Annotated in this window: 17 protein-coding genes; 8 read left to right on the top strand and 9 right to left on the bottom strand. The window is 67.9% G+C overall.

From position 1 onward, the window contains the following. Window positions 1-223: 223 nt before the first annotated feature. Window positions 224-2,257: a polysaccharide biosynthesis protein gene (locus RGD00_RS14355; RefSeq protein WP_310458032.1), complete on the top strand. Its 2,034-nt coding sequence runs from the start codon at window positions 224-226 to the stop codon at window positions 2,255-2,257. 109 nt (window positions 2,258-2,366) lie between these two features. Here the strand turns inward: RGD00_RS14355 and RGD00_RS14350 are convergent, their stop codons facing one another. Then, on the bottom strand, window positions 2,367-2,798 hold the full coding sequence (locus RGD00_RS14350) for an RrF2 family transcriptional regulator (RefSeq protein WP_310458031.1): 432 nt from the start codon (window positions 2,796-2,798) through the stop codon (window positions 2,367-2,369). A gap of 137 nt (window positions 2,799-2,935) precedes the next feature. Here RGD00_RS14350 and RGD00_RS14345 point away from each other — a divergent pair, with 137 nt between their 5' ends. From RGD00_RS14345 to RGD00_RS14335, 3 genes are all read left to right on the top strand, one after another. Next, window positions 2,936-4,252, top strand: coding sequence for an NAD(P)/FAD-dependent oxidoreductase (locus tag RGD00_RS14345; protein ID WP_310458030.1), 1,317 nt, complete (start codon window positions 2,936-2,938; stop codon window positions 4,250-4,252). A gap of 12 nt (window positions 4,253-4,264) precedes the next feature. Next, entirely contained in the window at window positions 4,265-4,612 is a 348-nt protein-coding gene (locus RGD00_RS14340; protein ID WP_310458029.1) for a DUF5368 domain-containing protein, read from the top strand. Between the two features lie 73 nt (window positions 4,613-4,685). After that, window positions 4,686-6,317, top strand: coding sequence for an alpha-D-glucose phosphate-specific phosphoglucomutase (locus tag RGD00_RS14335; protein WP_310458028.1), 1,632 nt, complete (start codon window positions 4,686-4,688; stop codon window positions 6,315-6,317). A gap of 53 nt (window positions 6,318-6,370) precedes the next feature. Here the strand turns inward: RGD00_RS14335 and RGD00_RS14330 are convergent, their stop codons facing one another. Together RGD00_RS14330 and infC are read right to left on the bottom strand one after the other, a co-directional pair. Beyond that, window positions 6,371-7,948: a TerC family protein gene (locus RGD00_RS14330; RefSeq protein WP_310458027.1), complete on the bottom strand. Its 1,578-nt coding sequence runs from the start codon at window positions 7,946-7,948 to the stop codon at window positions 6,371-6,373. Window positions 7,949-8,196: 248 nt separating this feature from the next. Beyond that, window positions 8,197-8,904, bottom strand: a complete 708-nt coding sequence (infC, locus tag RGD00_RS14325; protein WP_310458026.1) for a translation initiation factor IF-3 — start codon at window positions 8,902-8,904, stop codon at window positions 8,197-8,199. A 25-nt stretch (window positions 8,905-8,929) separates the two neighbouring features. Here infC and RGD00_RS14320 point away from each other — a divergent pair, with 25 nt between their 5' ends. Further along, window positions 8,930-9,562 (top strand): hypothetical protein, encoded by a 633-nt coding sequence (locus tag RGD00_RS14320; RefSeq protein ID WP_310458025.1) that lies wholly within the window; start codon window positions 8,930-8,932, stop codon window positions 9,560-9,562. A gap of 81 nt (window positions 9,563-9,643) precedes the next feature. Here the strand turns inward: RGD00_RS14320 and RGD00_RS14315 are convergent, their stop codons facing one another. From RGD00_RS14315 to cobA, 6 genes are all read right to left on the bottom strand, one after another. Then, window positions 9,644-10,480, bottom strand: a complete 837-nt coding sequence (locus RGD00_RS14315; protein WP_310458024.1) for a ferredoxin--NADP reductase — start codon at window positions 10,478-10,480, stop codon at window positions 9,644-9,646. Between the two features lie 6 nt (window positions 10,481-10,486). Then, window positions 10,487-10,945: a DUF934 domain-containing protein gene (locus tag RGD00_RS14310; RefSeq protein ID WP_310458023.1), complete on the bottom strand. Its 459-nt coding sequence runs from the start codon at window positions 10,943-10,945 to the stop codon at window positions 10,487-10,489. After that, on the bottom strand, window positions 10,942-11,715 hold the full coding sequence (locus tag RGD00_RS14305; protein ID WP_310458022.1) for a phosphoadenylyl-sulfate reductase: 774 nt from the start codon (window positions 11,713-11,715) through the stop codon (window positions 10,942-10,944). The genes RGD00_RS14310 and RGD00_RS14305 overlap by 4 nt, the downstream gene beginning before the upstream one ends. Further along, window positions 11,705-13,375, bottom strand: a complete 1,671-nt coding sequence (locus tag RGD00_RS14300) for a nitrite/sulfite reductase (RefSeq protein ID WP_310458021.1) — start codon at window positions 13,373-13,375, stop codon at window positions 11,705-11,707. The genes RGD00_RS14305 and RGD00_RS14300 overlap by 11 nt, the downstream gene beginning before the upstream one ends. Before the next feature lie 71 nt (window positions 13,376-13,446). Continuing rightward, window positions 13,447-13,776, bottom strand: a complete 330-nt coding sequence (locus RGD00_RS14295; protein WP_310458020.1) for a DUF2849 domain-containing protein — start codon at window positions 13,774-13,776, stop codon at window positions 13,447-13,449. Beyond that, complete coding sequence (gene cobA / locus RGD00_RS14290; protein WP_310458019.1) at window positions 13,773-14,537, bottom strand: uroporphyrinogen-III C-methyltransferase; 765 nt, start codon at window positions 14,535-14,537, stop codon at window positions 13,773-13,775. The genes RGD00_RS14295 and cobA overlap by 4 nt, the downstream gene beginning before the upstream one ends. A gap of 138 nt (window positions 14,538-14,675) precedes the next feature. Here cobA and RGD00_RS14285 point away from each other — a divergent pair, with 138 nt between their 5' ends. The 3 genes from RGD00_RS14285 (at window position 14,676) to RGD00_RS14275 (ending at window position 19,693) form a co-directional block, all read left to right on the top strand. Then, complete coding sequence (locus RGD00_RS14285; RefSeq protein ID WP_310458018.1) at window positions 14,676-15,137, top strand: Lrp/AsnC family transcriptional regulator; 462 nt, start codon at window positions 14,676-14,678, stop codon at window positions 15,135-15,137. A 673-nt stretch (window positions 15,138-15,810) separates the two neighbouring features. Next, the gene (locus RGD00_RS14280; protein ID WP_310458017.1) at window positions 15,811-17,910 is read left to right on the top strand and encodes a hydantoinase/oxoprolinase family protein; all 2,100 of its coding nucleotides are present in this window, start codon (window positions 15,811-15,813) and stop codon (window positions 17,908-17,910) included. Window positions 17,911-17,914: 4 nt separating this feature from the next. After that, window positions 17,915-19,693: a hydantoinase B/oxoprolinase family protein gene (locus RGD00_RS14275; RefSeq protein ID WP_310458016.1), complete on the top strand. Its 1,779-nt coding sequence runs from the start codon at window positions 17,915-17,917 to the stop codon at window positions 19,691-19,693. The last annotated feature ends 22 nt before the right edge of the window (window positions 19,694-19,715 follow it).

Raw genomic sequence — 19,715 nt, 5'->3', positions numbered from 1 at the left:
TTCGGCACCGCGCGCCCGCAGCATCGCCCGCAAGCGGGGAATTGCCTGTCCCGGCATGCCACGGCGATCAAACCGCTTTGCAAGTTGCTGCGGGCGCAGTAATGCTGTGCAACGGAGTGAGTATTGCCATTCCTTGAAGGTAGGCACTTTTCGCAGCGTGATTTTCGAGTGAGCCGGCAGTAACCGGACCGCATGACGACCAGGGAACGGCGAGGCGATCGAGATGACACAGAACTGGCTCAACGCCCTGTTCGGTCTGCCGCGGCCCTACAAACGGCTACTGCAACTGTTTGCCGACAGCGTGCTCATCGCGTTCAGCTTTGCGCTGGCGATGCTGCTGCGGCTGGAAACGCCGGCGTTCCTGATCGACTGGCATTTCTGGGCGGCCCTGCTGACGATGCTGCCGGTCAGTCTGGCGGTGTTCATCAAGCTCGGCTTCTACCGCGCCGTCATCCGGTACATGAGCACGCGGGCCCTGTTCACCATCGTGGCGGGGGTCGCGGCCTCGGGCGCGGTTCTGGGGCTGCTGCTCTATGCCTTCGCGCCGCCGATCCCGGCGGCGGTGCCCTTCATCTATGCGCTGATCGCCTTCTGCACCGTGGGCGGCGTGCGCGCGGCGCTGCGCGCGCTTTACCTGCGCACGCAGTCGCGGCTCAAGACCCGGGTCATCATCTACGGCGCCGGGCAGTCGGGGCGGCAGTTGCTGGTCTCGCTGATGCAGGGGCCGGATTACGCGCCGGTGGCCTTTGTCGACGATGCGCGCGAACTGCACGGCACCCAGATCGCCGGGCTGATGGTCTTCGCGCCCGCGCGGCTGGAACGGCTGATCGCGGATTACGGCGCCAAGGTGGTGCTGCTGGCCATGCCCTCGGCCAGCCGGGCGACGCGGGCGGCGATCCTGCAACAGCTGGAAAACCTGCCGGTGCGGGTGCAGACCATCCCCGGCATGGCCGATCTGGTGGGCGGGCGCGCGCGCATCAGCGAGGTGCGCGAGGTCACGGTCGAGGATCTTCTGGGCCGCGATCCGGTGCCGCCCGACCCGCAGCTGATGGGCGCCACGATCGGGGCGAAATCGGTGCTGGTGACGGGCGCCGGCGGCTCCATCGGGTCGGAACTCTGCCGCCAGATCCTGCGGCACGACCCGCATACGCTGGTGCTGCTGGAACTGTCGGAATACGCGCTCTACCGGGTGGAACAGGAACTGCGCGCGCTCTGCGTCGCCGAGGGCCGGGCGACGCGGATCGTGCCGCTTCTGGGATCGGTGCGCGACGGCGACCGGGTGGCGGCCTTGCTGCACCAGTTCGGGGTGCAGACGATCTATCACGCCGCGGCCTACAAACATGTGCCGCTGGTCGAACAGAACATCGTCGCGGGGGTGACGAACAACGTCTTCGGCACGCTGACGCTCGGCCGGGCGGCGGTGGCGGCGGGGGTGGAAAGCGTCATCCTCGTGTCCACCGACAAGGCGGTGCGGCCCACGAACGTGATGGGCGCGTCGAAACGGATGGCCGAACTGATCTTTCAGGCGCTGGCGGCGGGGCCGGGGCGGACGCGGTTTTCCATGGTGCGCTTCGGCAACGTGCTGGGATCCTCGGGGTCGGTCATTCCGCTGTTCCGCGAACAGATCGCGGCGGGCGGGCCGGTGACGGTGACGCATCCGCAGATCGAGCGGTATTTCATGACCATCGCCGAGGCCGCGCAACTGGTGATCCAGGCGGGGGCGATGGCGCAGGGGGGCGATGTCTTCGTGCTGGACATGGGCCGGCCGGTCAAGATCGCCGATCTGGCGCGGCGCATGGTGCGGCTGTCGGGTTTCAACCCGGTGATCCACGATCCCGCCGGCGGCCGGCCGGTGCCGCGCGGGCATGACACCATTCCGGTGGTGTTCACCCGGCTACGCCCGGGCGAGAAGCTGACAGAGGAACTGCTGATCGGCGCCAATGTCACCACCACGCGGCATCCGCGGATCATGACGGCGACGGAAAGCTCGCTCGACTGGGGCGGCCTCGCGCCGCTGCTCGACCGGCTGGCAGAGGCCTGCCGGGCCGACGACATCCCCGCGATCCGCGACATCTTCGCCGCCGCCCCCACCGGCTATACCCCGGCAGAGGAAATCGCCGATCTCACCTGGGCCCGGCCCGCGGATGCCGCGCCGCAGGCCCCCGGGACGGCGGCCGCGGTGCGCAAGGCCGAGGCTGCCGCCCCGGTGCCCGGGCGGCGCGACCCGTCGGCGGTGATGGGCGGCGCGGGCAGCTAGGCCGCATGGCGGGGCAAGCCCCGCCCTGTGATCGCAGGGGCATCCGAACCGGCCCCGCCCCGCCGTTCACAGGTCTTGCCCCGGCATCGTTCCCCCGGCTGGCCCGTGTTCAGGCCGCCAGCACCGCCTCCAGCCCCTTGTTGTCCTTGACCAGATCGGCGACCGTCTGGCGGTCGAGCTGGGCATAGAACGCCTCGACCGCATCGGCCAGCACGCAGCTCAGCCGGCAGGACCCGGACAGGGGGCAGGTGTTGCCGCCGCCGGCGAAGCATTCGGTGAAGGGCAGGTCGCCCTCCATCGCGCGCATCACCGAGCCCACGCTGATTTCCGCCGCATCGCGCGCCAGCTGCATCCCGCCGCCCCGGCCGCGATGGGTCTTGATGAACCCGAGCAGCCCCAGACTGTGGATCACCTGCGCCAGATGGTTTTCCGAGGCGTTGCACCGCGCCGCGATGTCCTGCTTGCGCACCGTCTGCCCGGGGTTGACGGCGCAATACATCAGCACGCGCATCGCCAGATTCGTTCTGATCGTCAGCCGCATCTTCACCTCCTGTTTGCATCTTTGTGACATGACCGCGCGGCAGACGTCTTGACTTGAGTCAAAGAGGTATATTTCCGATCATTCCATAATGTGCATATGTTGCGACATTCACGAACCGGAATATGTGAGGAGAGCCCATGAAGCCCCTGTCATCCCCTTCCGCCTCGCGCCGGGCCTTCCTGGGTCTCGCCGCCGGCGGAATCGCCGCGCTGTCGGTCCCGGCGCCCGGGCGCGCCGCGCCGCTGCGCACACAGGCGCGCATCGTCATCCTCGGCGCCGGGGCGGGCGGCGCGGCGCTGGCCAACCGGCTGGCCGAACGGCTGGACGGCGCGCAGGTCACGCTGGTCGATCCGCGCCGCGAACACTGGTATCAGCCCGGCTTCACCCTGATCGCCGCGGGGTTGAAACCCGCGTCCTATTCGGTGTCCGACACCGGGCGCTGGCTGCCGAAATCCGCGACATGGGTGGCAGAGGCCGCGGCAGAGATCGACCCCTTCGCCAAGGTCGTCACCACCACCGGCGGGCAGAAACTGCCCTATGACTTCCTGATCGTCGCCACCGGGCTGAAGCTCGACTGGGACGCGGTGGAGGGCTTTTCGCTCGACATGGTGGGGCGCGACGGCATCAGCGCGCATTACGCCGGGCCCGACTATGCCGCGAAAACCTGGGCCGCGCTCGACGCCTTCACCGACACGGGCGGGCAGGCGCTGATCGGGCGGCCGGCGACAGAGATGAAATGCGCCGGCGCGCCGCTGAAACTCGCCTTCCTGGCCGAGGACCACGCCACCCGCAAGGGCAACCGCGGCAAGGTGAAGATCACCTATGCGGCGCAGAACAAGACGCTCTTCGGCGTGCCCATCGTGTCGGAAAAGGTGCGCATGCTGTTCGCCGAACGCGGGATCGACGCGGCCTATGACCATGTGTTGAAGGCCATCGACCCGGGCCGCAGGATCGCCACCTACGCCACGCCCGACGGCGACAAGGAACTGGGTTACGATTTCATCAACGTCATCCCGCCCATGCGCGCGCCCGATGCGGTGCGCAACTCGCCCCTGCCATGGGCCGACAAATGGACGGATCAGGGCTGGGTCGAGGCGGATCAGAAGACGCTCCGCCATCCCCGTTTCCCGGAAATCTTCGCGCTCGGCGACGTGGCGGGGGTGCCCAAGGGCAAGACCGCGGCCAGCGTCAAATGGCAGGTCCCGGTGATCGAGGACCATCTGGTCGCCCAGATCGCGGGGGCAGAGGGCACGGCGATCTATGACGGCTATACATCCTGCCCGCTGATCACCCGCATCGGCCGCGCGATGCTGGTGGAATTCGACTATCACAACAACCTCGTCCCCAGTTTCCCGGGCGTCATCGCGCCGCTGGAAGAACTGTGGATCACCTGGCTGATGAAGGAGGTGGCGCTGAAACCCACCTATAACGCCATGCTGAGCGGCAAGGCCTGAGGAGGACCCGCCATGAAGGATCTGACGCTGCAAACCCTGATCGCCGTGTTCGAGGACATGTTCGGCCGGGGCCTGTTCTGGGCGATGGTCGCCGCCGCCGTGGTGGTGACGCTGGCCTATCTTTTCGTGCTGGTCCGCGACCGGGCGGTATCCTGGCGCAAGTTCCTGCTGGCGCAGCTGGCGATGCCGGTGGGCGCGGTGGCGGCGGTGGTGTTCGTGTTCCAGATCACCAATTCCGGCCTGCGCAACATCGGCGGGCCCATCGACGTGATCGTGCTTTTGGGCGTCGCGGTCCTGGGCGCGGTGGGGGCGGCGATCCTCGTCTATACGGTGCAGTCGCTGGTGGCGCGTCCCCGCTAGGGGGCGCGCAGGGGCCTTGCATGCGGCGGCGCGATCCGCTCTACCTGCGGCCATTCCGGCCCAGGAGATCCGCATGACCAGCACATTCGTCGCCGCCGGCCCCTTTGCGGGGCAGAAACCCGGAACCTCGGGCCTGCGCAAGAAAACGGCCGAATTCATGCGGCCGGGCTATCTGGAATGCTTCGTGCAGGCGGTGTTCGACGCCATCGGCGGGGTGTCGGGCAAGGTGCTGGTCCTGGGCGGCGACGGGCGCTATTTCGGGCGGCAGGCGGCGGAAACGATCCTGCGCATGGCCGCCGCCGGGGGGGCGGCGCGGGTGATCGTGGGGCGCGGCGCGATCCTGTCCACGCCCGCGGCCTCGCATCTGATCCGGCTGAATGCGGCGGATGGCGGGCTGATTCTGTCGGCCTCGCACAACCCCGGCGGGCCGGACGGCGATTTCGGCGTCAAGTACAACATCGCCAACGGCGGCCCGGCGCCAGAGGCGGTGACGGCGGCGATCCATGCGGCGACGGAACGGGTGACGGGCTACCATATCGCCGGGGCGCCTGCGCCCGATCTGGATCGCATCGGCGAATCGCGGCTGGACGGCATGGTGGTGCAGGTCGTCGATCCGGTGACGGATTATGCCGCGCTGATGGAACGGCTGGTGGATTTCGACGCCATCCGCGCGCTGGTGGCGGGCGGGTTCCGCATGCGGTTCGACGCGATGTCGGCGGTGACGGGGCCCTATGCGGTGGAGATTCTCGAACACCGGATCGGTTTCGCGCCCGGCACCGTGGTCAATGCCGTGCCGGAGCCCGATTTCGGCGGCCATCACCCCGACCCGAACCCGGCCCATGCCCGCGACCTTTGGGATGAGTTGATGGGCCCGGACGCGCCGGATTTCGGTGCCGCGTCCGACGGCGACGGCGACCGAAACATGATCCTGGGCCGCGGGGTCTATGTCAGCCCCTCCGACAGCCTCGCCGTGATCGCCGCCAATGCGCATCTGTGCAAGGGTTACGCCGGCGGCATCCGCGGCATCGCGCGGTCCATGCCGACCTCTGCCGCCGCCGACCGCGTGGCCGCCCATCTGGGGGTGGACCTGCACGAGACCCCCACGGGGTGGAAGTTCTTCGGCACCCTGCTGGACGCCGGCCGCGCCACGATCTGCGGCGAGGAAAGCTTTGGCACCGGGTCGGACCATGTGCGCGAAAAGGACGGGCTCTGGGCCGTGCTGATCTGGCTCAACATCCTCGCCGCGCGCGGCAAGGGGGTGGCAGAGGTGCTGGACGGCCATTGGCGGCAGTTCGGGCGCAACTACTATTCCCGCCACGATTACGAGGCCTTGCCCGTCGCGGCGGCAGAGGCGGTGATGGCGGGCCTGCGCGCCGCGCTGCCGGGGCTGCCGGGGCGGGTGGTGGCGGGGATGACCGTCACCGCGGCGGACGATTTCGCCTATCGCGATCCGGTGGATGGCTCAAGCTCTGCGGGGCAGGGCCTGCGCGTGGCGTTCGAAGGCGGCGCGCGGATCGTGCTGCGCCTGTCGGGCACGGGGACAGAGGGCGCGACGCTGCGGCTCTACCTCGACCGGATGGAGGACGACCCCGACAGGATGGCGCAGGATCCGCAGGAGGCGCTTGCCCCCCTGATCGCGGCGGCCGAGGATCTGGCCGGGATCGCGCGGCTGACGGGCCGGGCGGTGCCGGATGTGATCACCTGATTTCCATGCGGGAACAATGCGTCACGGGGTGATCCTCATCCAAAGGATGAAGATCACTCCTGCGCATATTCCAGCTCGTCCGCGCCGCTGCGGCTGATCCGTACCCGGTCGATGGCGCGGCCGTCGAGGCTGACGACCTCGAACACCAGATCGCCCGCGCGCACCGTCTCGCCTTCTTTCGGCAGGCGGCCCAGTTGCCACAGGATATAGCCCGCCAGCGTCGAATAGCGGTTGGCGTCGTCCACCAGCTGCACGTCCAGCAGGTTCGAGGCGCGGCGGATATCCAGCCCGCCATCCACCAGCCACGACCCGTCCGCGGCCTGTTCGATGGCCAGCCGTTCCTCGTCCTCGTCGGGGAATTCGCCGGCGATCGCCTCCAGCAGGTCGGTGGGGGTCACGATCCCCTCGAAGGACCCGAATTCGTCCACCACCACCGCCATCTGCACCGGCGACTTGCGCAGGCTTTCCATCAGCCGCAGCGCGGTGATGTTCTCGTGCACCACCAGCGGCTGGCGCAACGAGCGTTCGAGGTTGATCGCCCCTTCCTCCAGCAGGTCGCGCAGCAGATCCCGCGTCAGCGCGATGCCGACGAAGTTTTCCAGCGTGTTGTGCGCCAGCAGATAGCGCGAATGCCCCTCTTGCAGGATCTGGTTGCGCAGATCCTCCTGCGGGCGCGACAGGTCCAGCCAGTCGATGTCCGTCCGCGGCGTCATCACCGAGGTCGCGGTGCGTTCGGCCAGCGTCAGCACGCCCTGGATCATCTCCTTTTCCTCGCGGTCGAAGATGCCGCTTTGCGCCACCTGTTCGGCGATCATCTCGGCGCCCCCGCCCAGATCGCCCTCGCCCCCCTTGCCGCCCAGAAGGCGCAGCACGGCCTCTGCCGTGCGTTCGCGCAGGTCGCCCGTGGTCAGGAACCGTTCGCGGTTGCGCCGCCCGATCTGGTTCAGCGCCTCGATCAGCACCGAAAAGCCGATGGCGGCGTAGAGGTAGCCCTTGGGCACATGGAAGCCGAAGCCCTCGGTGATCAGCGAAAAGCCGATCATCATCAGGAAGCCGAGGCACAGGATCACCACCGTCGGATGGCGCGACACGAAGGCCATCAGCGGCTTGGAGGTCAGCATCATCACGCCCACCGCGATCACCACCGCGATGACCATGATCGACAGGTGATGCACCATGCCGACCGCCGTGATCACGCTGTCGAGCGAAAAGATCGCGTCCAGCACCACGATCTGCGCGATGACCTGCCAGAACACCGCCTGCGCCGGCCCGCCGGATTTCTGGGTGCTGTGACCCTCCAGCCGTTCGTGCAGTTCCATCGTGCCCTTGAACAGCAGAAACAGCCCGCCCACGATCAGGATCAGGTCGCGCGCCGAAAAGCCCTTGTCGAACAGCGAAAAGATCGGCGCGGTCAGCGTCACGATCCAGGAAATCGACGCCAGCAGCACCAGCCGCATCGCCAGCGCCAGCGACAGGCCCAGAAGCCGCGCCTTTTCGCGCTGATGCGCCGGCAGCTTGTCGGCCAGCACGGCGATGAAGACGAGGTTGTCGATCCCCAGAACGATTTCCAGGATCACAAGCGTGACAAGCCCGACCCATGCGGCGGGGTCGGCCATCCATTCAAACAGCATCGGCGGAATTTCCGGTATGGAAGGGGGCGCAGGTGCGCCGGGGGGCGGTCAGCCCGGCCGGGTCGGAATCACCGCTGCTACAGTCGCCCTCTGGGGTACTGGAGGATTCCGAAGATGACGGCATCGGGCGGTTTTCCTGTTTCCGGCGGCAGGGGAAAGGTAAGGGTTTCCGCGGCGCCGTTCAACGGCGCTTTCGCGTCCCGGTTGCCGCGGGCAAGGGCCCCGCCGTCGGGCGGGGCCTGCGGGCGCTATTTCGGCGCGATCATCATCACCATCTGGCGGCCTTCCAGCTTGGGCATCGATTCCACCTTGCCCACCTCTGCCACATGGGCGGCGACGCGGTTCAGCAGTTCCATCCCCAGTTGCTGGTGCGCCATTTCCCGGCCGCGGAATCGCAGGGTGATCTTCACCTTGTCGCCCTCGTCGAGGAATTTCAGCACCGAGCGCATCTTGACGTCGTAATCATGGCTGTCGGTCCCGGGGCGGAACTTGATTTCCTTGATCTCGATGACCTTCTGCTTCTTGCGTGCCTCGGCCTCTTTCTTCTGCGTCTCGTACTTGAACTTGCCGAAGTCCATGATCTTGCAGACCGGGGGCACCGCGGTCGGCGAGATTTCCACCAGGTCGAGCCCCGCTTCTTCGGCCAGCGCCATGGCGCGGGCGGGGGTGACGACGCCGATGTTCTCGCCCTCTGCGCCGATCAGCCGGATTTCCGGGGCGCGGATGCGATCGTTGACGCGGGGGCCCGTTTCGCGTTGCGGCGGGGCGTTGTGGGGTCTGCGGGCTATGGTGGCGTTCCTTCTGAAGTTGCCGGATGCGGCTGAAAAATACTCTTGACGCGCCGGGGTTTCAACCGGATTCCCGTGGGCGGGGCCGTATTCCGGGCGATGGCGCCGCGCTGCGGCGATTGTTCTTTCCTTTGCGGCCCGGCTCTGCCAGAAGGCGGGCGCAGTCATCCTGCCGCATGAGAGGAGTGGATCCATGAACAAGGGTGTTATCATCGGGGCCGTCGTGGTGCTTCTGGCCGCCGCGGGCTACTACCAGTTCAGCTACCTGCCGCAGCAGCGCGCCGCGGAAGAGGCTGCCGCCCGCGCCGTGGCCGATGCCGCCGCCAAGAAGGCCGAGGAAGAGGCCGCCGCCCGCGCCGCCGCCGAAGAAGCCGCGAAGAAGGCAGAGGAAGAAGCCGCCGCCACCGCCGCGGCAGAGGCCGAAGCCGCCGCGAAGGAAGCCGCCGAGGCCGCGCAGGGCGCCGCCGAGGCCGCCCAGGAAGCGGCCGAGGGTGCCGCCGACGCCGCCGGCGAAGCCGTCCAGGGGGCCGCCGAGGCCGCGCAAGAGGCCGCAGAGGGCGCCGCCGAGGCGGCCGGGGCTGCTGCCGAAGCCGCGCAGGAGGCTGCCGAGGCCGCGGGTACGGCGGCGCAGGGCGCGGCAGAGGATGCCGCCGCGGTGCTGAACCCGGCCAATTTCGACGCCGCCAAGGTGATCGCGCTGATCGAAGGCTCGTCGCTCGACGCCGGCACCAAGGCCACGCTGAGCGCGCTGGTCACGAACGCCGCCGGCAACCCGGTGCTGGTCGAAGCCGCGCTGACGCAGATCCGCGCCGCGCTCGGCCTCTGAGCCAACGGGCGGAAACGCGAACGCCGCGCGATCCATTCGCGCGGCGTTTTCATTTTGTGCCGGTGGCTTGCGCGGCGATCTTCAGATCCCGTCGCCGACGAAGGCGCGTTCGACCACATATTCCCGCGGTTCCGAATTCGCGCCCTCGCGCAGGCCGAAGCCTTCGAGGATCGCCTTGATATCGACGTTGAGCGCCATCGAGCCGCAGACCATCGCGCGGTCGGTGCCCGGGTCCATCGGCGGGATGCCGAGGTCGGAAAACACCTTGCCCGAGGACAGGTTGTCGGTCACGCGGCCCATGCGTTCGAACGGCTCGCGCGTGGTGGTGGGGTAGTAGACCAGCTTGTCGGCGAATTCGCCGATCAACGGATCCTCGCGCAGCGCCGCGACCAGCTGGCGGCCGTATTCCAGCTCGGCCACCGTGCGGCAGGTGTGCATCATGATGACCTGATCGTAGCGTTCATAGGTTTCCGGGTCGCGCATCAGGCTGGCGAAGGGCGCGATGCCGGTGCCGGTGGCCAGAAACCACAGCCGCTTGCCCGGCAGCAGCGCATCCAGCACCAGCGTGCCCACGGGCTTGGGGCGCAGGATGATCTCGTCCCCCGGCTGGATATGTTGCAGGCGCGAGGTCAGCGGGCCGTCGGGCACCTTGATCGAATAGAACTCCAGTTCCTCGTCCCACGACGGCGAGGCGATGGAATAGGCGCGCAGCAGGGGTTTGCCCTTGTAGTCCAGAAGCCCGATCATCACGAATTCGCCCGACCGGAAGCGCAGCGATTTCGGCCGCGTCACCCGGAAGGAAAACAGGCTGTCCGTCCAGTGCGTGACGGCGGTCACGGTCTGCGCGTCGGGCAGGGTGCGCACGGGGGCGGCGGCGGGGGTGGCGGATGCGGTGGTCACGCTGGTCTGCTCGTTCATTGTGGCTCAGGCCCCTTCTACAATGTCGGGCGCCGCGGCGGAACCCGCAAGGCGGGCGCGCAGCCGCGACTGATAGTCATGGGCCTTCCAGTCGGTGCGGAAGGCCCATTGGTCGGCGGGCTGGCGGGCGGCCAGATCGTCGGAAATCTCCACCTCGTCGAAGCCGACGCGGCGGGCCATCGTGTACTGGTCGGCCAGCACATGGCCCGCGGCGCGCAGCCGTCCGGCATAACCCATCGCCCGGAGCCGCCGCGCGACGGTGAAGCCGCGCCCGTCGCTGAAGGCGGGGAAAGCCACGCGGATCAGCTTCAACCCCGGCAAGAGGTCGCGCAGCGCCAGCGGGTCGGCGGTGGGGGGCAGGTCCACTGCCGCGATGTCGTTGCGGCCCTCGATCGCGTCGAGGGGGATGATCTCGGCCCCGAAATCCTCGGCGGCAAAGCCCCGGTCGGTGACGATGACGCTCATGCCGCGTCCTCCTTGGTCATCGGGCCGCGCACCACGCGGCCGTTGATGAAGTGAATACCGCATTCGGTCTTTTCGCTGCCGCGCCAACGGCCTGCGCGTTCATCCTCACCCGCCTTGACCGGCGAGGTGCAGGGCGCGCAGCCGATGGAGGGGTAGCCGCGCGCAACCATCGGATGGCGCGGCAGGCGGTTGTTGAGCATGTAGTCGGCCACATCCTCGCGCCCCCAATGCGCCAGCGGGTTGACCTTGATCCGGCCGGTGCCCTCTTCCTCTTCGAAGAAGTCGAGCGCCGCGCGGGTGCCGCCCTGATACCGCTTGCGCCCGGTGATCCAGCCGTCGAACCCGGCCAGCGCGTTTTCCAGCGGCTCGGTCTTGCGCAGGGCGCAGCAGGCGTCGGTATCGGTCTGGTGCAGCAGGCCATCGGGGTCGCGCAGCGCAAGGTCCGGCAGGCCCGCGCGGATCACCCGCAGGTCCCGCAGGTCGAGCGTCTGCGCCAGTTCCGTCTGATAGGCCAGCGTTTCGGGAAACAGCAGCCGCGTGTCGATGAACAGCACCGGGGTGCGCGGGGCGACGATGGACACCAGATGCAAAAGCACCACCGATTCCGCCCCGAAGGACGACACCAGCGCCACCCGCCCCAGATCCGGGTCGCCCAACGCATGTTCCAGCACCGCCACCGCCGCGTGATGGCGATAGCGCGCGTTCAGCGCCGCGACGCGTTCGGCCACCGGCGCCAGCCCCGCGCCGGAGCCGTGCAGGTCAAGCCGCATTGCGTTCCCTTTCGTCGGGATAGAGCGCGGCCTTGAACGGCGCGGGGCCGAGCCGGCGGAAGGCGTCGATGAAGCTTTCCGTGGGGGCGGTGCGCAGATCCAGATAGGCGCGCAAGAGCCGTTCGATCGCGGGCACGATCTGGTCATAGGCAAAGCCCGGCCCCGCCCGTTCGCCGATCGCGGCGTCGAGCGAATGGTCGCCCCCGAGTGTGATCTGGTAGTTTTCCACCCCCGCGCGGTCGAGACCCAGAATGCCGATATGGCCGACATGGTGGTGCCCGCAGGCGTTGATGCAGCCCGAGATCTTGATCTTCAGCGCGCCGATTTCGTCCTCGAGCCCGATGGCCTTGAAATGGCTTGCCAGTTGCTGCGCCACCGGGATCGACCGGGCCGTGGCCAGCGCGCAATAATCCATCCCCGGGCAGGCGATGATGTCGGACAAAAGCCCCACATTCGCCGTCGCCAGCCCCGCGCGCAGCAGTTCGGCATGCACCGCGGGCAGGTCGCCCTTGTGCACATGCGGCAGGATGACGTTCTGTTCGTGGCTGATGCGCAATTCGCCATAGCCATAGCGTTCGGCCAGATCCGCCATCACCCGCATCTGATCGGCGCTGGCGTCGCCCGGCGTCGCGCCATGGGCCTTGAGGCTGATGGTCACGATCGCATGGTCCGGGTGGCGGTGGGCGGACAGGTTGCGTTCCGCCCAGGCACGGTAGAGCGCATCGACCCGCAGCGCGCCGTCATGCGCCGCGGTGTCACCGCTGCGGAACTGCGGGGCGGCGAAGGCCGCGCGGATTTCATCCAGCAGGGCGAGGTCGGCGCCGCCGAACTGCGGCTTGATCTCGGCAAAGCGGGTCTCGACCTCGGCCCGGAAGGCGTCGAGCCCCTCCTCGAACACGGTGATCTTGATGCGCGCCTTGAACTTGTTGTCGCGCCGCCCGCGGCTGTTGTAGGTGGACAGGATCGCCTCGATATAGGGCAGCAGGTCGGCCGTGGGCACGAAGGGGGCGATGACCTGCCCGATCATCGGCGTGCGGCCAAGGCCGCCGCCCACCAGCACCTCGAACCCGGTCTCGCCCGCGTCGTTACGCACCAGCCGCAGCCCGATGTCATGCGCGCGCGTCACCGCGCGGTCCTCGGCGGCGCCGGTGATGGCGATCTTGAACTTGCGCGGCAGGAACTGGAATTCCGGGTGGTCGGTCGACCACTGGCGCAGCAGTTCGGCATAGGGGCGGGGGTCCTCGATCTCGTCCGCCGCCGCACCCGCGAAATGGTCCGCGGTCACGTTGCGCACGCAGTTGCCCGAGGTCTGGATGGAATGCATCCCCACATCCGCCAGCGCCGTCAGGATCGCCGGCACGTCGGGCAGGCGGGGCCAGTTGTACTGGATGTTCTGGCGCGTGGTGAAATGGCCATAGCCGCGGTCCCATGTTTCCGCGATATGGGCCAGTTGCCGCATCTGGCGCGGGTTCAGCGTGCCATAGGGGATGGCCACCCGCAGCATGTAGGCGTGCAGTTGCAGATAGAGCCCGTTCATCAGCCGCAGCGGGCGGAATTCATCCTCGGTCAGGCTGCCGTCGAGGCGGCGTTCCACCTGCTGGCTGAACTGCGCCACCCGGGTGCGGACGAAGGCTTCGTCGAATTCTGAATAGCTGTACATGGGCGTCTCTTCTGCACCTGCGTGGAAGGGCCGATGGCCCTGCGGCGGGGGATGGTCAAGGGCGGATGGGGTCAGGCGGAACGGGCCTGCCATTCGTGCGGATAGTTGGACGGGCCGCGGGTGCGGAAGATTTCGCGGAAATGCGTGGGTTCGGGCCCCTCGGCGCCCGGGCGGGCATCGGCCAGATAGGGGCCGACCACCACGCCCGTCTGCGCCGCCGCGAACAGCAGGCGCAGTTGCGCATGCGCCTCGTCCTCGATCAGTTCGGCCTCGTGCATGTCGCGGCTCCAGCGGTCGTCGGGGGTCAGCCAGACGGAAACGCCCTCGCGCAGGTCGTTGGCGGTGACGACCTTGGGGGTGAAGCGGCTGCGCGCGGCGGCGCGGGGGGCGGGGGTGCTCATAGAGCGATCTCCTTGAGGTCTTGCAGGGCGTGCGCGGCGGCGCGGGGCGACAGCCCGAGCAGCAGCACCGCGGGCCCGGTCACGGATTCGAGGCTGGCCGGCAGGGTCGCGAGCGTGGCGGGATGGATGCGTTCATCGGGGTGGCTGGCGTTTTCCACGATGGTGACGGGCGTGTCGGGGGCGGCGCCATGCATCATCAGGCGGCCCTGCACGAAACGCGCGGCGCGCTTGCCCATGTAGATCGCGGCGACGGCCCCGGGGCGGGCGAGGCCGCGCCAGTCCTGTTCGGCGAAACCCTTGACGTCGTGCCCGGTCAGAAGCCGCACCGACCCGTTGCGCCCCCGCGCCGTCAGCCCCTGGCCGAGGCTTGCGGCGGCCGCGGCGGCGGCGGTGATGCCGGGCACGATCACCCAGCCGATCCCGGCGGCGTCCAGCGCCTCTATCTCGTCGTCCAGCCGCCCGAAGATGCCGGGATCGCCGGCCTTCAGCCGCACCACCCGCGCGCCGGTCCGCGCGGCGGCGATCATCGCGGTATGGATGTCCACCTGCGGGGTGGAGGGGCCGAAGCCTTCCTTGCCCACGTCGATCCGCTGCACATGAGGGGGGATGAGGTCGAGAATGCCTTGCCCCACCAGCCGGTCGTGGATCACCACATCCGCGCCCGTCATCAGCCGCAGCGCGCGCAGCGTCAGCAGGTCGGGGTCGCCGGGGCCCGCGCCGACAAGGGCGACGGTTCCGGGGATATGCGGGCGCGTGGTCATGGCGGGCTCCGGCAGGTTGGGTTGGGGCAATATAGGACAAAATTCTTGTCAAAGGCGATACCTCGGGGCAAATAAGGAACTCTGTTCCGCCATTCCGGCAGGACGAAACCCATGTTCCGCTTCGAAGGGGATCGGCGAATGAATGTCCGTCTGGACGAGATCGACAGGAAAATCCTTGCCGCGCTGCAGGAGGATGCGAGCCTGTCGCTGGACGAGATCGCGCGGCGGGTGGGCTCGTCCAAGACCCCGGTCTGGAACCGGATCCGGCGGCTGAAGGAGGCCGGCGTGATCCTGCGCCAGACCGCGATCCTCGACCCCGAGGCGCTCGGGCTGGAGGCCTGTTTCTTCGTGCTGGTGCGCACCAGCGAGCACGAGCCCGACTGGCAGCGCAAGTTCCTGTCCGCCGTGCGCGCCCGCCCCGAGGTGCTGGAGGCGCACCGGCTGGCGGGCGATATCGACTATATCCTGAAGGTCCGGGTGGCGAACGCGCGCGCCTATGACGCCTTCTATCAGGCGCTGATTTCAGAGGTGAAGATCCACAACGTCACCGCGCTGCTGTCGATGGAAGAGATCAAGGCGACGACGATTCTGGCGGTGTAGGAATTCTGGCGGTGTAGGGCGGGCAGGTATTCACGCTAAGGTCTGTCTGGCGAAGGCGCGCGCCTTCGCCACTCCAATACAGGTGGAGTTGCCCCGGCCGGGGGCCCAAAGCCCCCGGCCAGCGCCCGCCCCGCCCATGGCGGGCGCTACTCGCCCGCCGGGGCAGGCGCTGGCCTAACCATTTTCCCCGGCATCGCCGCCCCTGCGGCCCTGTCGCGCGAACGGGCGGGGGAGACGCGGTGCGTTTCCTGATCCCGCCCGGCCAGAACGGCAGCGCGATGGGATATGCCGATTGTTTATGGATTAATACCTCTATATCTCCATTTTGCATACCGCCCAAGCCTGCCGCACCTCGCCTGTCCCCCGAATTGCAGGCTGTTGCAAACCAGCTATCGCATCAAAAGATGGCGGGGCCGACTGCACTGCCCGAAAAGGCATGGCTTCCCCGAAAGTATACGGGAAAACCTGTACATATCATAGGTTTACCCGAGACCCCTCGTTTCACCGCCTCTCACGCCCCCTCCGCCCCCGCCGCCGGGCGGGAAAAAATTCCGTTTGGCAGGTCCGCCCGCATCGGCTTTCCTGTCGCCATCAACAACGACAGGCCAGCGCCCGGACCCCGGGCGCGGCGGCGGGCAGGTGTCCGCCGGTGGCCGGGACATGGGAGTGCAGAATGATCAGGGTAGGCGTCGACGTCGGCGGAACCTTCACCGACCTCGTGCTCGAGGCGGTGGATGCCGCGGGCGGGCAGCGGGTTTATACGCACAAGGTGCCGAGCACCGCGGCCGACCAGTCGGTGGGCGTGGTGCAGGGCGTGGTGGAACTGTGCCGGATCGCGGGGGTGGACCCGGGGCAGGTGGATGCGCTGTTCCACGGCACCACCGTGGCCACCAATATCGTCATCGAACGGAACGGCGCCGAGGTGGGGATGATCACCACCAAGGGCTTCCGCGACATCCTGCACATGGGGCGCCACAAGCGGCCGCACAACTTTTCCCTGCAATTCGACGTGCCCTGGCAGAGCGCGCCGCTGATCAAGCGCCGCAACCGGATCGCGGTCAGCGAACGCATCCTGCCCCCCGACGGGCGGATCGAGACGAAGCTGGACGAGGCCGAGGTCGAACGCGCGGCGGAACTGTTCGCCGAACGCAAGCTCGACGCGGTGGTGATCGGCTTCCTGTTTTCCTTCCTCAACAACGAACACGAACTGCGCGCCAAGGAAATCGTCCAGCGCGTGATGCCCGACGCCTTCGTCTGCGCCTCGTCCGAGGTGGTGAACACGATCCGCGAATACGAACGCTTCTCGTCGGCGGCGATGAACGCCTATATCGGGCCGCGCACGGCGCGCTATCTCGACAACCTGCAACGCCGGTTGGGCGAGGCGGGCGTGAACGCATATGTGCGGATGATGCAGTCGAACGGCGGCGTCAGCACGGTGGAACAGGCCAGCCGCAACCCGGTGGGCCTGCTGCTGTCGGGGCCTGCGGGCGGCGTGATCGGCGGGCGCTGGACGGGCGAGGCCTGCGGGCAGAACGAGATCATCACCATCGACATCGGCGGCACATCCGCCGACATCTCGGTCATCCGGGGCGGGGACCTGACGATCAAGAACCCGCGCGACACCGAGGTGGCGCATCTGCCGGTGCTGGTGCCGATGATCGACATCGACGCCATCGGGGCAGGGGGCGGATCCATCGCCTATGTCGACAGTGGCGGCGCCTTCCGCGTCGGCCCCCGGTCGGCGGGCGCCGAACCCGGGCCCGCATGCTATGGCAAGGGCGGGGAAGAGCCCACCGTGACCGATGCGCAGGTGGTTCTGGGCCGGCTCGACCCCGAACATTTCCTCGGCGGGGGCCTCAAGATCGACCCGGCCCTGTCGGAACGCGCGATCCGGGAACGGCTGGCCGAACCTCTTGGCCTGTCGGTGCGCGATGCGGCCTTGGGTGTGCTGAAGATCGTCAACAACAACATGGCGCTGGCCATCGCGTCGAACTCCGTCGCCAAGGGGATCGACCCGCGCGGATACAGCCTGATGGCCTTCGGCGGCGCGGGGCCGCTGCATGGCGTGGCCTTGGGGGAAATGATCTGGGCGAAGAACGTGATCTCGCCCCTGCATCCCGGGATCACCGCGGCCATGGGCCTTCTGGTGACGGAACCGCGCTATGAATTCACCCAGTCGGCGCTGACCATCCTCGAGGGCCAGAACGACAACGCCTTCGCCGCCGTGGGCGGCATCTTCGACCGGCTGCGGGCAGAGGCCGCGGCGCAGCTTGCCGCCGACGGCATCGCGCCCGGCGACCAGACCTTCACCCGCATCGCGGAATGCCGCTATGTGGGCCAGGGGTTCGAACTGCGGGTGGAGGTGCCGGACGGCCCCTTCACCGCCGACACCGCGCGCGAGGTGCAGCAACGCTTCTTCGCCATCCACCGCACCGAATACGGCCATGCCTTCGAGGACCAGCCGGTGCAGATGGTCACTTTGCGCGTCATCGGCACCTCGAAATCGGAAACCCTGCGCCTGCCGGCCCTGCCCAAGGGCGGGCGCAACAACCCGTCCGAGGCCGCGCTCTATGCCCGCCCCACCACCTTCGACGATGGCCAGACCCTGCCCACGCCGCGCTTCGACCGCATGAAGCTGCGCGCCGAGGATACGATCACCGGCCCCGCCGTGGTGGTGCAGCAGAACTCCACCACCATCGTCCCGCCCGGATTCACCGCCACGGTGATGAAACTGGGCGATCTCGTCATCAGCCGCAGCCGCGCGGAGGCTTGAGACCATGACCAAGACTATCGACCCGATCACGCTCCAGGTCATCGGCGGCGCGCTGCATGCCATCGCCGAGCAGATGGGCAACGTGCTGTACCGCATGTCCTATTCCTCGATCATCCGCGAAAGCCAGGACCTGGGCGCGGGGCTGTTCGATCTGGATTACAACACCTTGTGCGAATCCGATTCGACGCCGATGCATATCGGCTCGATCCCCGGCTACATGCGCGGGATCGAGAAAAGCATCCCCAAGTCGTCGTGGAAGGAAGGGGATGTGGTGATCCACAACCACCCCTATTACGGCGCCAGCCATTCGCCGGACATCGGCATCGTCATGCCGATCTTCTACCATGGTGAACTGGTGGGATTTTCGGCCAATACCGCGCATCACCTCGACATCGGCGCGGCCACGCCGGGGCTGATCATCGATGTGCCGGACGTGTTTGCCGAAGGCATGCTGCTGAACGGGCTGAAACTCTACGAGGCCGGCAAGCGGAACGAGACGCTCTGGCGCTACATCAGCGGCAACACCCGCGTGCCGGGGCTGGTGATGCGGGATCTGGAGGCGCAGATCGCCGCCGCCGAACTGGGCGTGCGCCGGTATTGCGAACTGATGGACACCTACGGGCGCGGGACCGTCGAACAGGCCTGCAAGCAGCTGATGGATTATTCCGAACGCATGCTGCGGCGGGAAATCGCCAAGATCCCCGACGGCGACTATACCGCCGAGGGTTTCATGGACGATGACGGCCGCACGCGGGGCAAGCATCTGCCGATCAAGGTGACGGTGCGGGTGCGCGGCGACGATGTGGAGGTGGACCTGACCGGATCCTCGCCGCAGGTGCCGACCGCCTTCAACGTGCCCTTCGAGGGCTCGACCAAGGTGGCCTGCTATTTCGCCTTCCGCGCGCTGTTGCTGGATACCTACACCAATCAGGAATACATCCCCCAGAACGAGGGGTCCTTCCGCCCGGTGAAGGTGACGGCGCCTCTGGGGTCCATCTTCAACCCCATCGCGCCGGCAGCCTGCGAGGCGCGCTTCAACCAGATCCAGCGCATCGTGGACCTGATCATCAAGGCGCTGGCCCCGGTGCTGCCCGACAAATGCACCGCCGGCAACGCCGCCTGCCTGTCGTTTGCCAGCTATTCGGGTGTGCGGCCCTCGGGCGACTACTGGGTGCTGATCGAGGTGAACGAGGCCGCGATGGGCGGGCGCCCCGCATCGGACGGCCCCGACACGATCGAGGAACTGATGCGCAACACCCGCAACAACCCGCTGGAAGACCTCGGCATGCACCTGCCGATGATCTGCGACCGCTACGAGATCCGCGACGATGTTTTCCCCGGCGCGGGCGAATACCGGGGCGGCATGGGGGTGGTGAAATCGCAGCGTTTCCTGACGCCGGGCTTCATGACCCACGAATCCGACCGCAACGAGGATACCCCCTGGGGCATCTTCGGCGGGCACGAGGGCGCGACGGCGGCGGTGCGCATCCACAACCACGACCGCGGCACCGACCCGCAGGACGTGCCGGCCAAGTTTTCCGGCATGCGGGCGGAACTGGGCGATGTGGTGACGTATCTGTCGCCCTGCGGCGGGGGCTATGGCGACCCGCTGCGGCGCGACCCGCGCAAGGTGCTGGACGATCTGCTCGACGGCTACATCACCCCCGACCATGCGCGCGAGGTCTATGGCGTCGTTGTGCAGGAGGTGCAGAACGGCTATCGGTGGGGCCTCGATACGGCCGCGACCGACGCCCTGCGCGCGCGCCGCGCCCAATCCGCCTGACCAGACCGCCCGCCCGGGCCAT

Origin of the sequence: Ruixingdingia sedimenti (assembly GCF_031432425.1) — a bacterium.
Classification (GTDB): domain Bacteria; phylum Pseudomonadota; class Alphaproteobacteria; order Rhodobacterales; family Rhodobacteraceae; genus Ruixingdingia; species Ruixingdingia sedimenti.
The sequence above is the reverse complement of the archived record's forward strand: the minus strand, read 5'-3'. Positions and strand labels throughout refer to the sequence as shown.

Coding starts and splice junctions, on each gene's coding strand:
- RGD00_RS14350 (WP_310458031.1), bottom strand. CDS start 2,798: ATGCGGCTGACGATCAGAACGAATCTGGCGATGCGCGTGCTGATGTAT.
- infC (WP_310458026.1), bottom strand. CDS start 8,904: ATGACTGCGCCCGCCTTCTGGCAGAGCCGGGCCGCAAAGGAAAGAACA.
- RGD00_RS14315 (WP_310458024.1), bottom strand. CDS start 10,480: ATGAACGAGCAGACCAGCGTGACCACCGCATCCGCCACCCCCGCCGCC.
- RGD00_RS14285 (WP_310458018.1), top strand. CDS start 14,676: ATGAATGTCCGTCTGGACGAGATCGACAGGAAAATCCTTGCCGCGCTG.
- RGD00_RS14305 (WP_310458022.1), bottom strand. CDS start 11,715: ATGCGGCTTGACCTGCACGGCTCCGGCGCGGGGCTGGCGCCGGTGGCC.
- RGD00_RS14330 (WP_310458027.1), bottom strand. CDS start 7,948: ATGCTGTTTGAATGGATGGCCGACCCCGCCGCATGGGTCGGGCTTGTC.
- RGD00_RS14295 (WP_310458020.1), bottom strand. CDS start 13,776: ATGAGCACCCCCGCCCCCCGCGCCGCCGCGCGCAGCCGCTTCACCCCC.
- RGD00_RS14345 (WP_310458030.1), top strand. CDS start 2,936: ATGAAGCCCCTGTCATCCCCTTCCGCCTCGCGCCGGGCCTTCCTGGGT.
- RGD00_RS14280 (WP_310458017.1), top strand. CDS start 15,811: ATGATCAGGGTAGGCGTCGACGTCGGCGGAACCTTCACCGACCTCGTG.
- RGD00_RS14300 (WP_310458021.1), bottom strand. CDS start 13,375: ATGTACAGCTATTCAGAATTCGACGAAGCCTTCGTCCGCACCCGGGTG.
- cobA (WP_310458019.1), bottom strand. CDS start 14,537: ATGACCACGCGCCCGCATATCCCCGGAACCGTCGCCCTTGTCGGCGCG.
- RGD00_RS14275 (WP_310458016.1), top strand. CDS start 17,915: ATGACCAAGACTATCGACCCGATCACGCTCCAGGTCATCGGCGGCGCG.
- RGD00_RS14355 (WP_310458032.1), top strand. CDS start 224: ATGACACAGAACTGGCTCAACGCCCTGTTCGGTCTGCCGCGGCCCTAC.
- RGD00_RS14310 (WP_310458023.1), bottom strand. CDS start 10,945: ATGAGCGTCATCGTCACCGACCGGGGCTTTGCCGCCGAGGATTTCGGG.
- RGD00_RS14340 (WP_310458029.1), top strand. CDS start 4,265: ATGAAGGATCTGACGCTGCAAACCCTGATCGCCGTGTTCGAGGACATG.
- RGD00_RS14320 (WP_310458025.1), top strand. CDS start 8,930: ATGAACAAGGGTGTTATCATCGGGGCCGTCGTGGTGCTTCTGGCCGCC.
- RGD00_RS14335 (WP_310458028.1), top strand. CDS start 4,686: ATGACCAGCACATTCGTCGCCGCCGGCCCCTTTGCGGGGCAGAAACCC.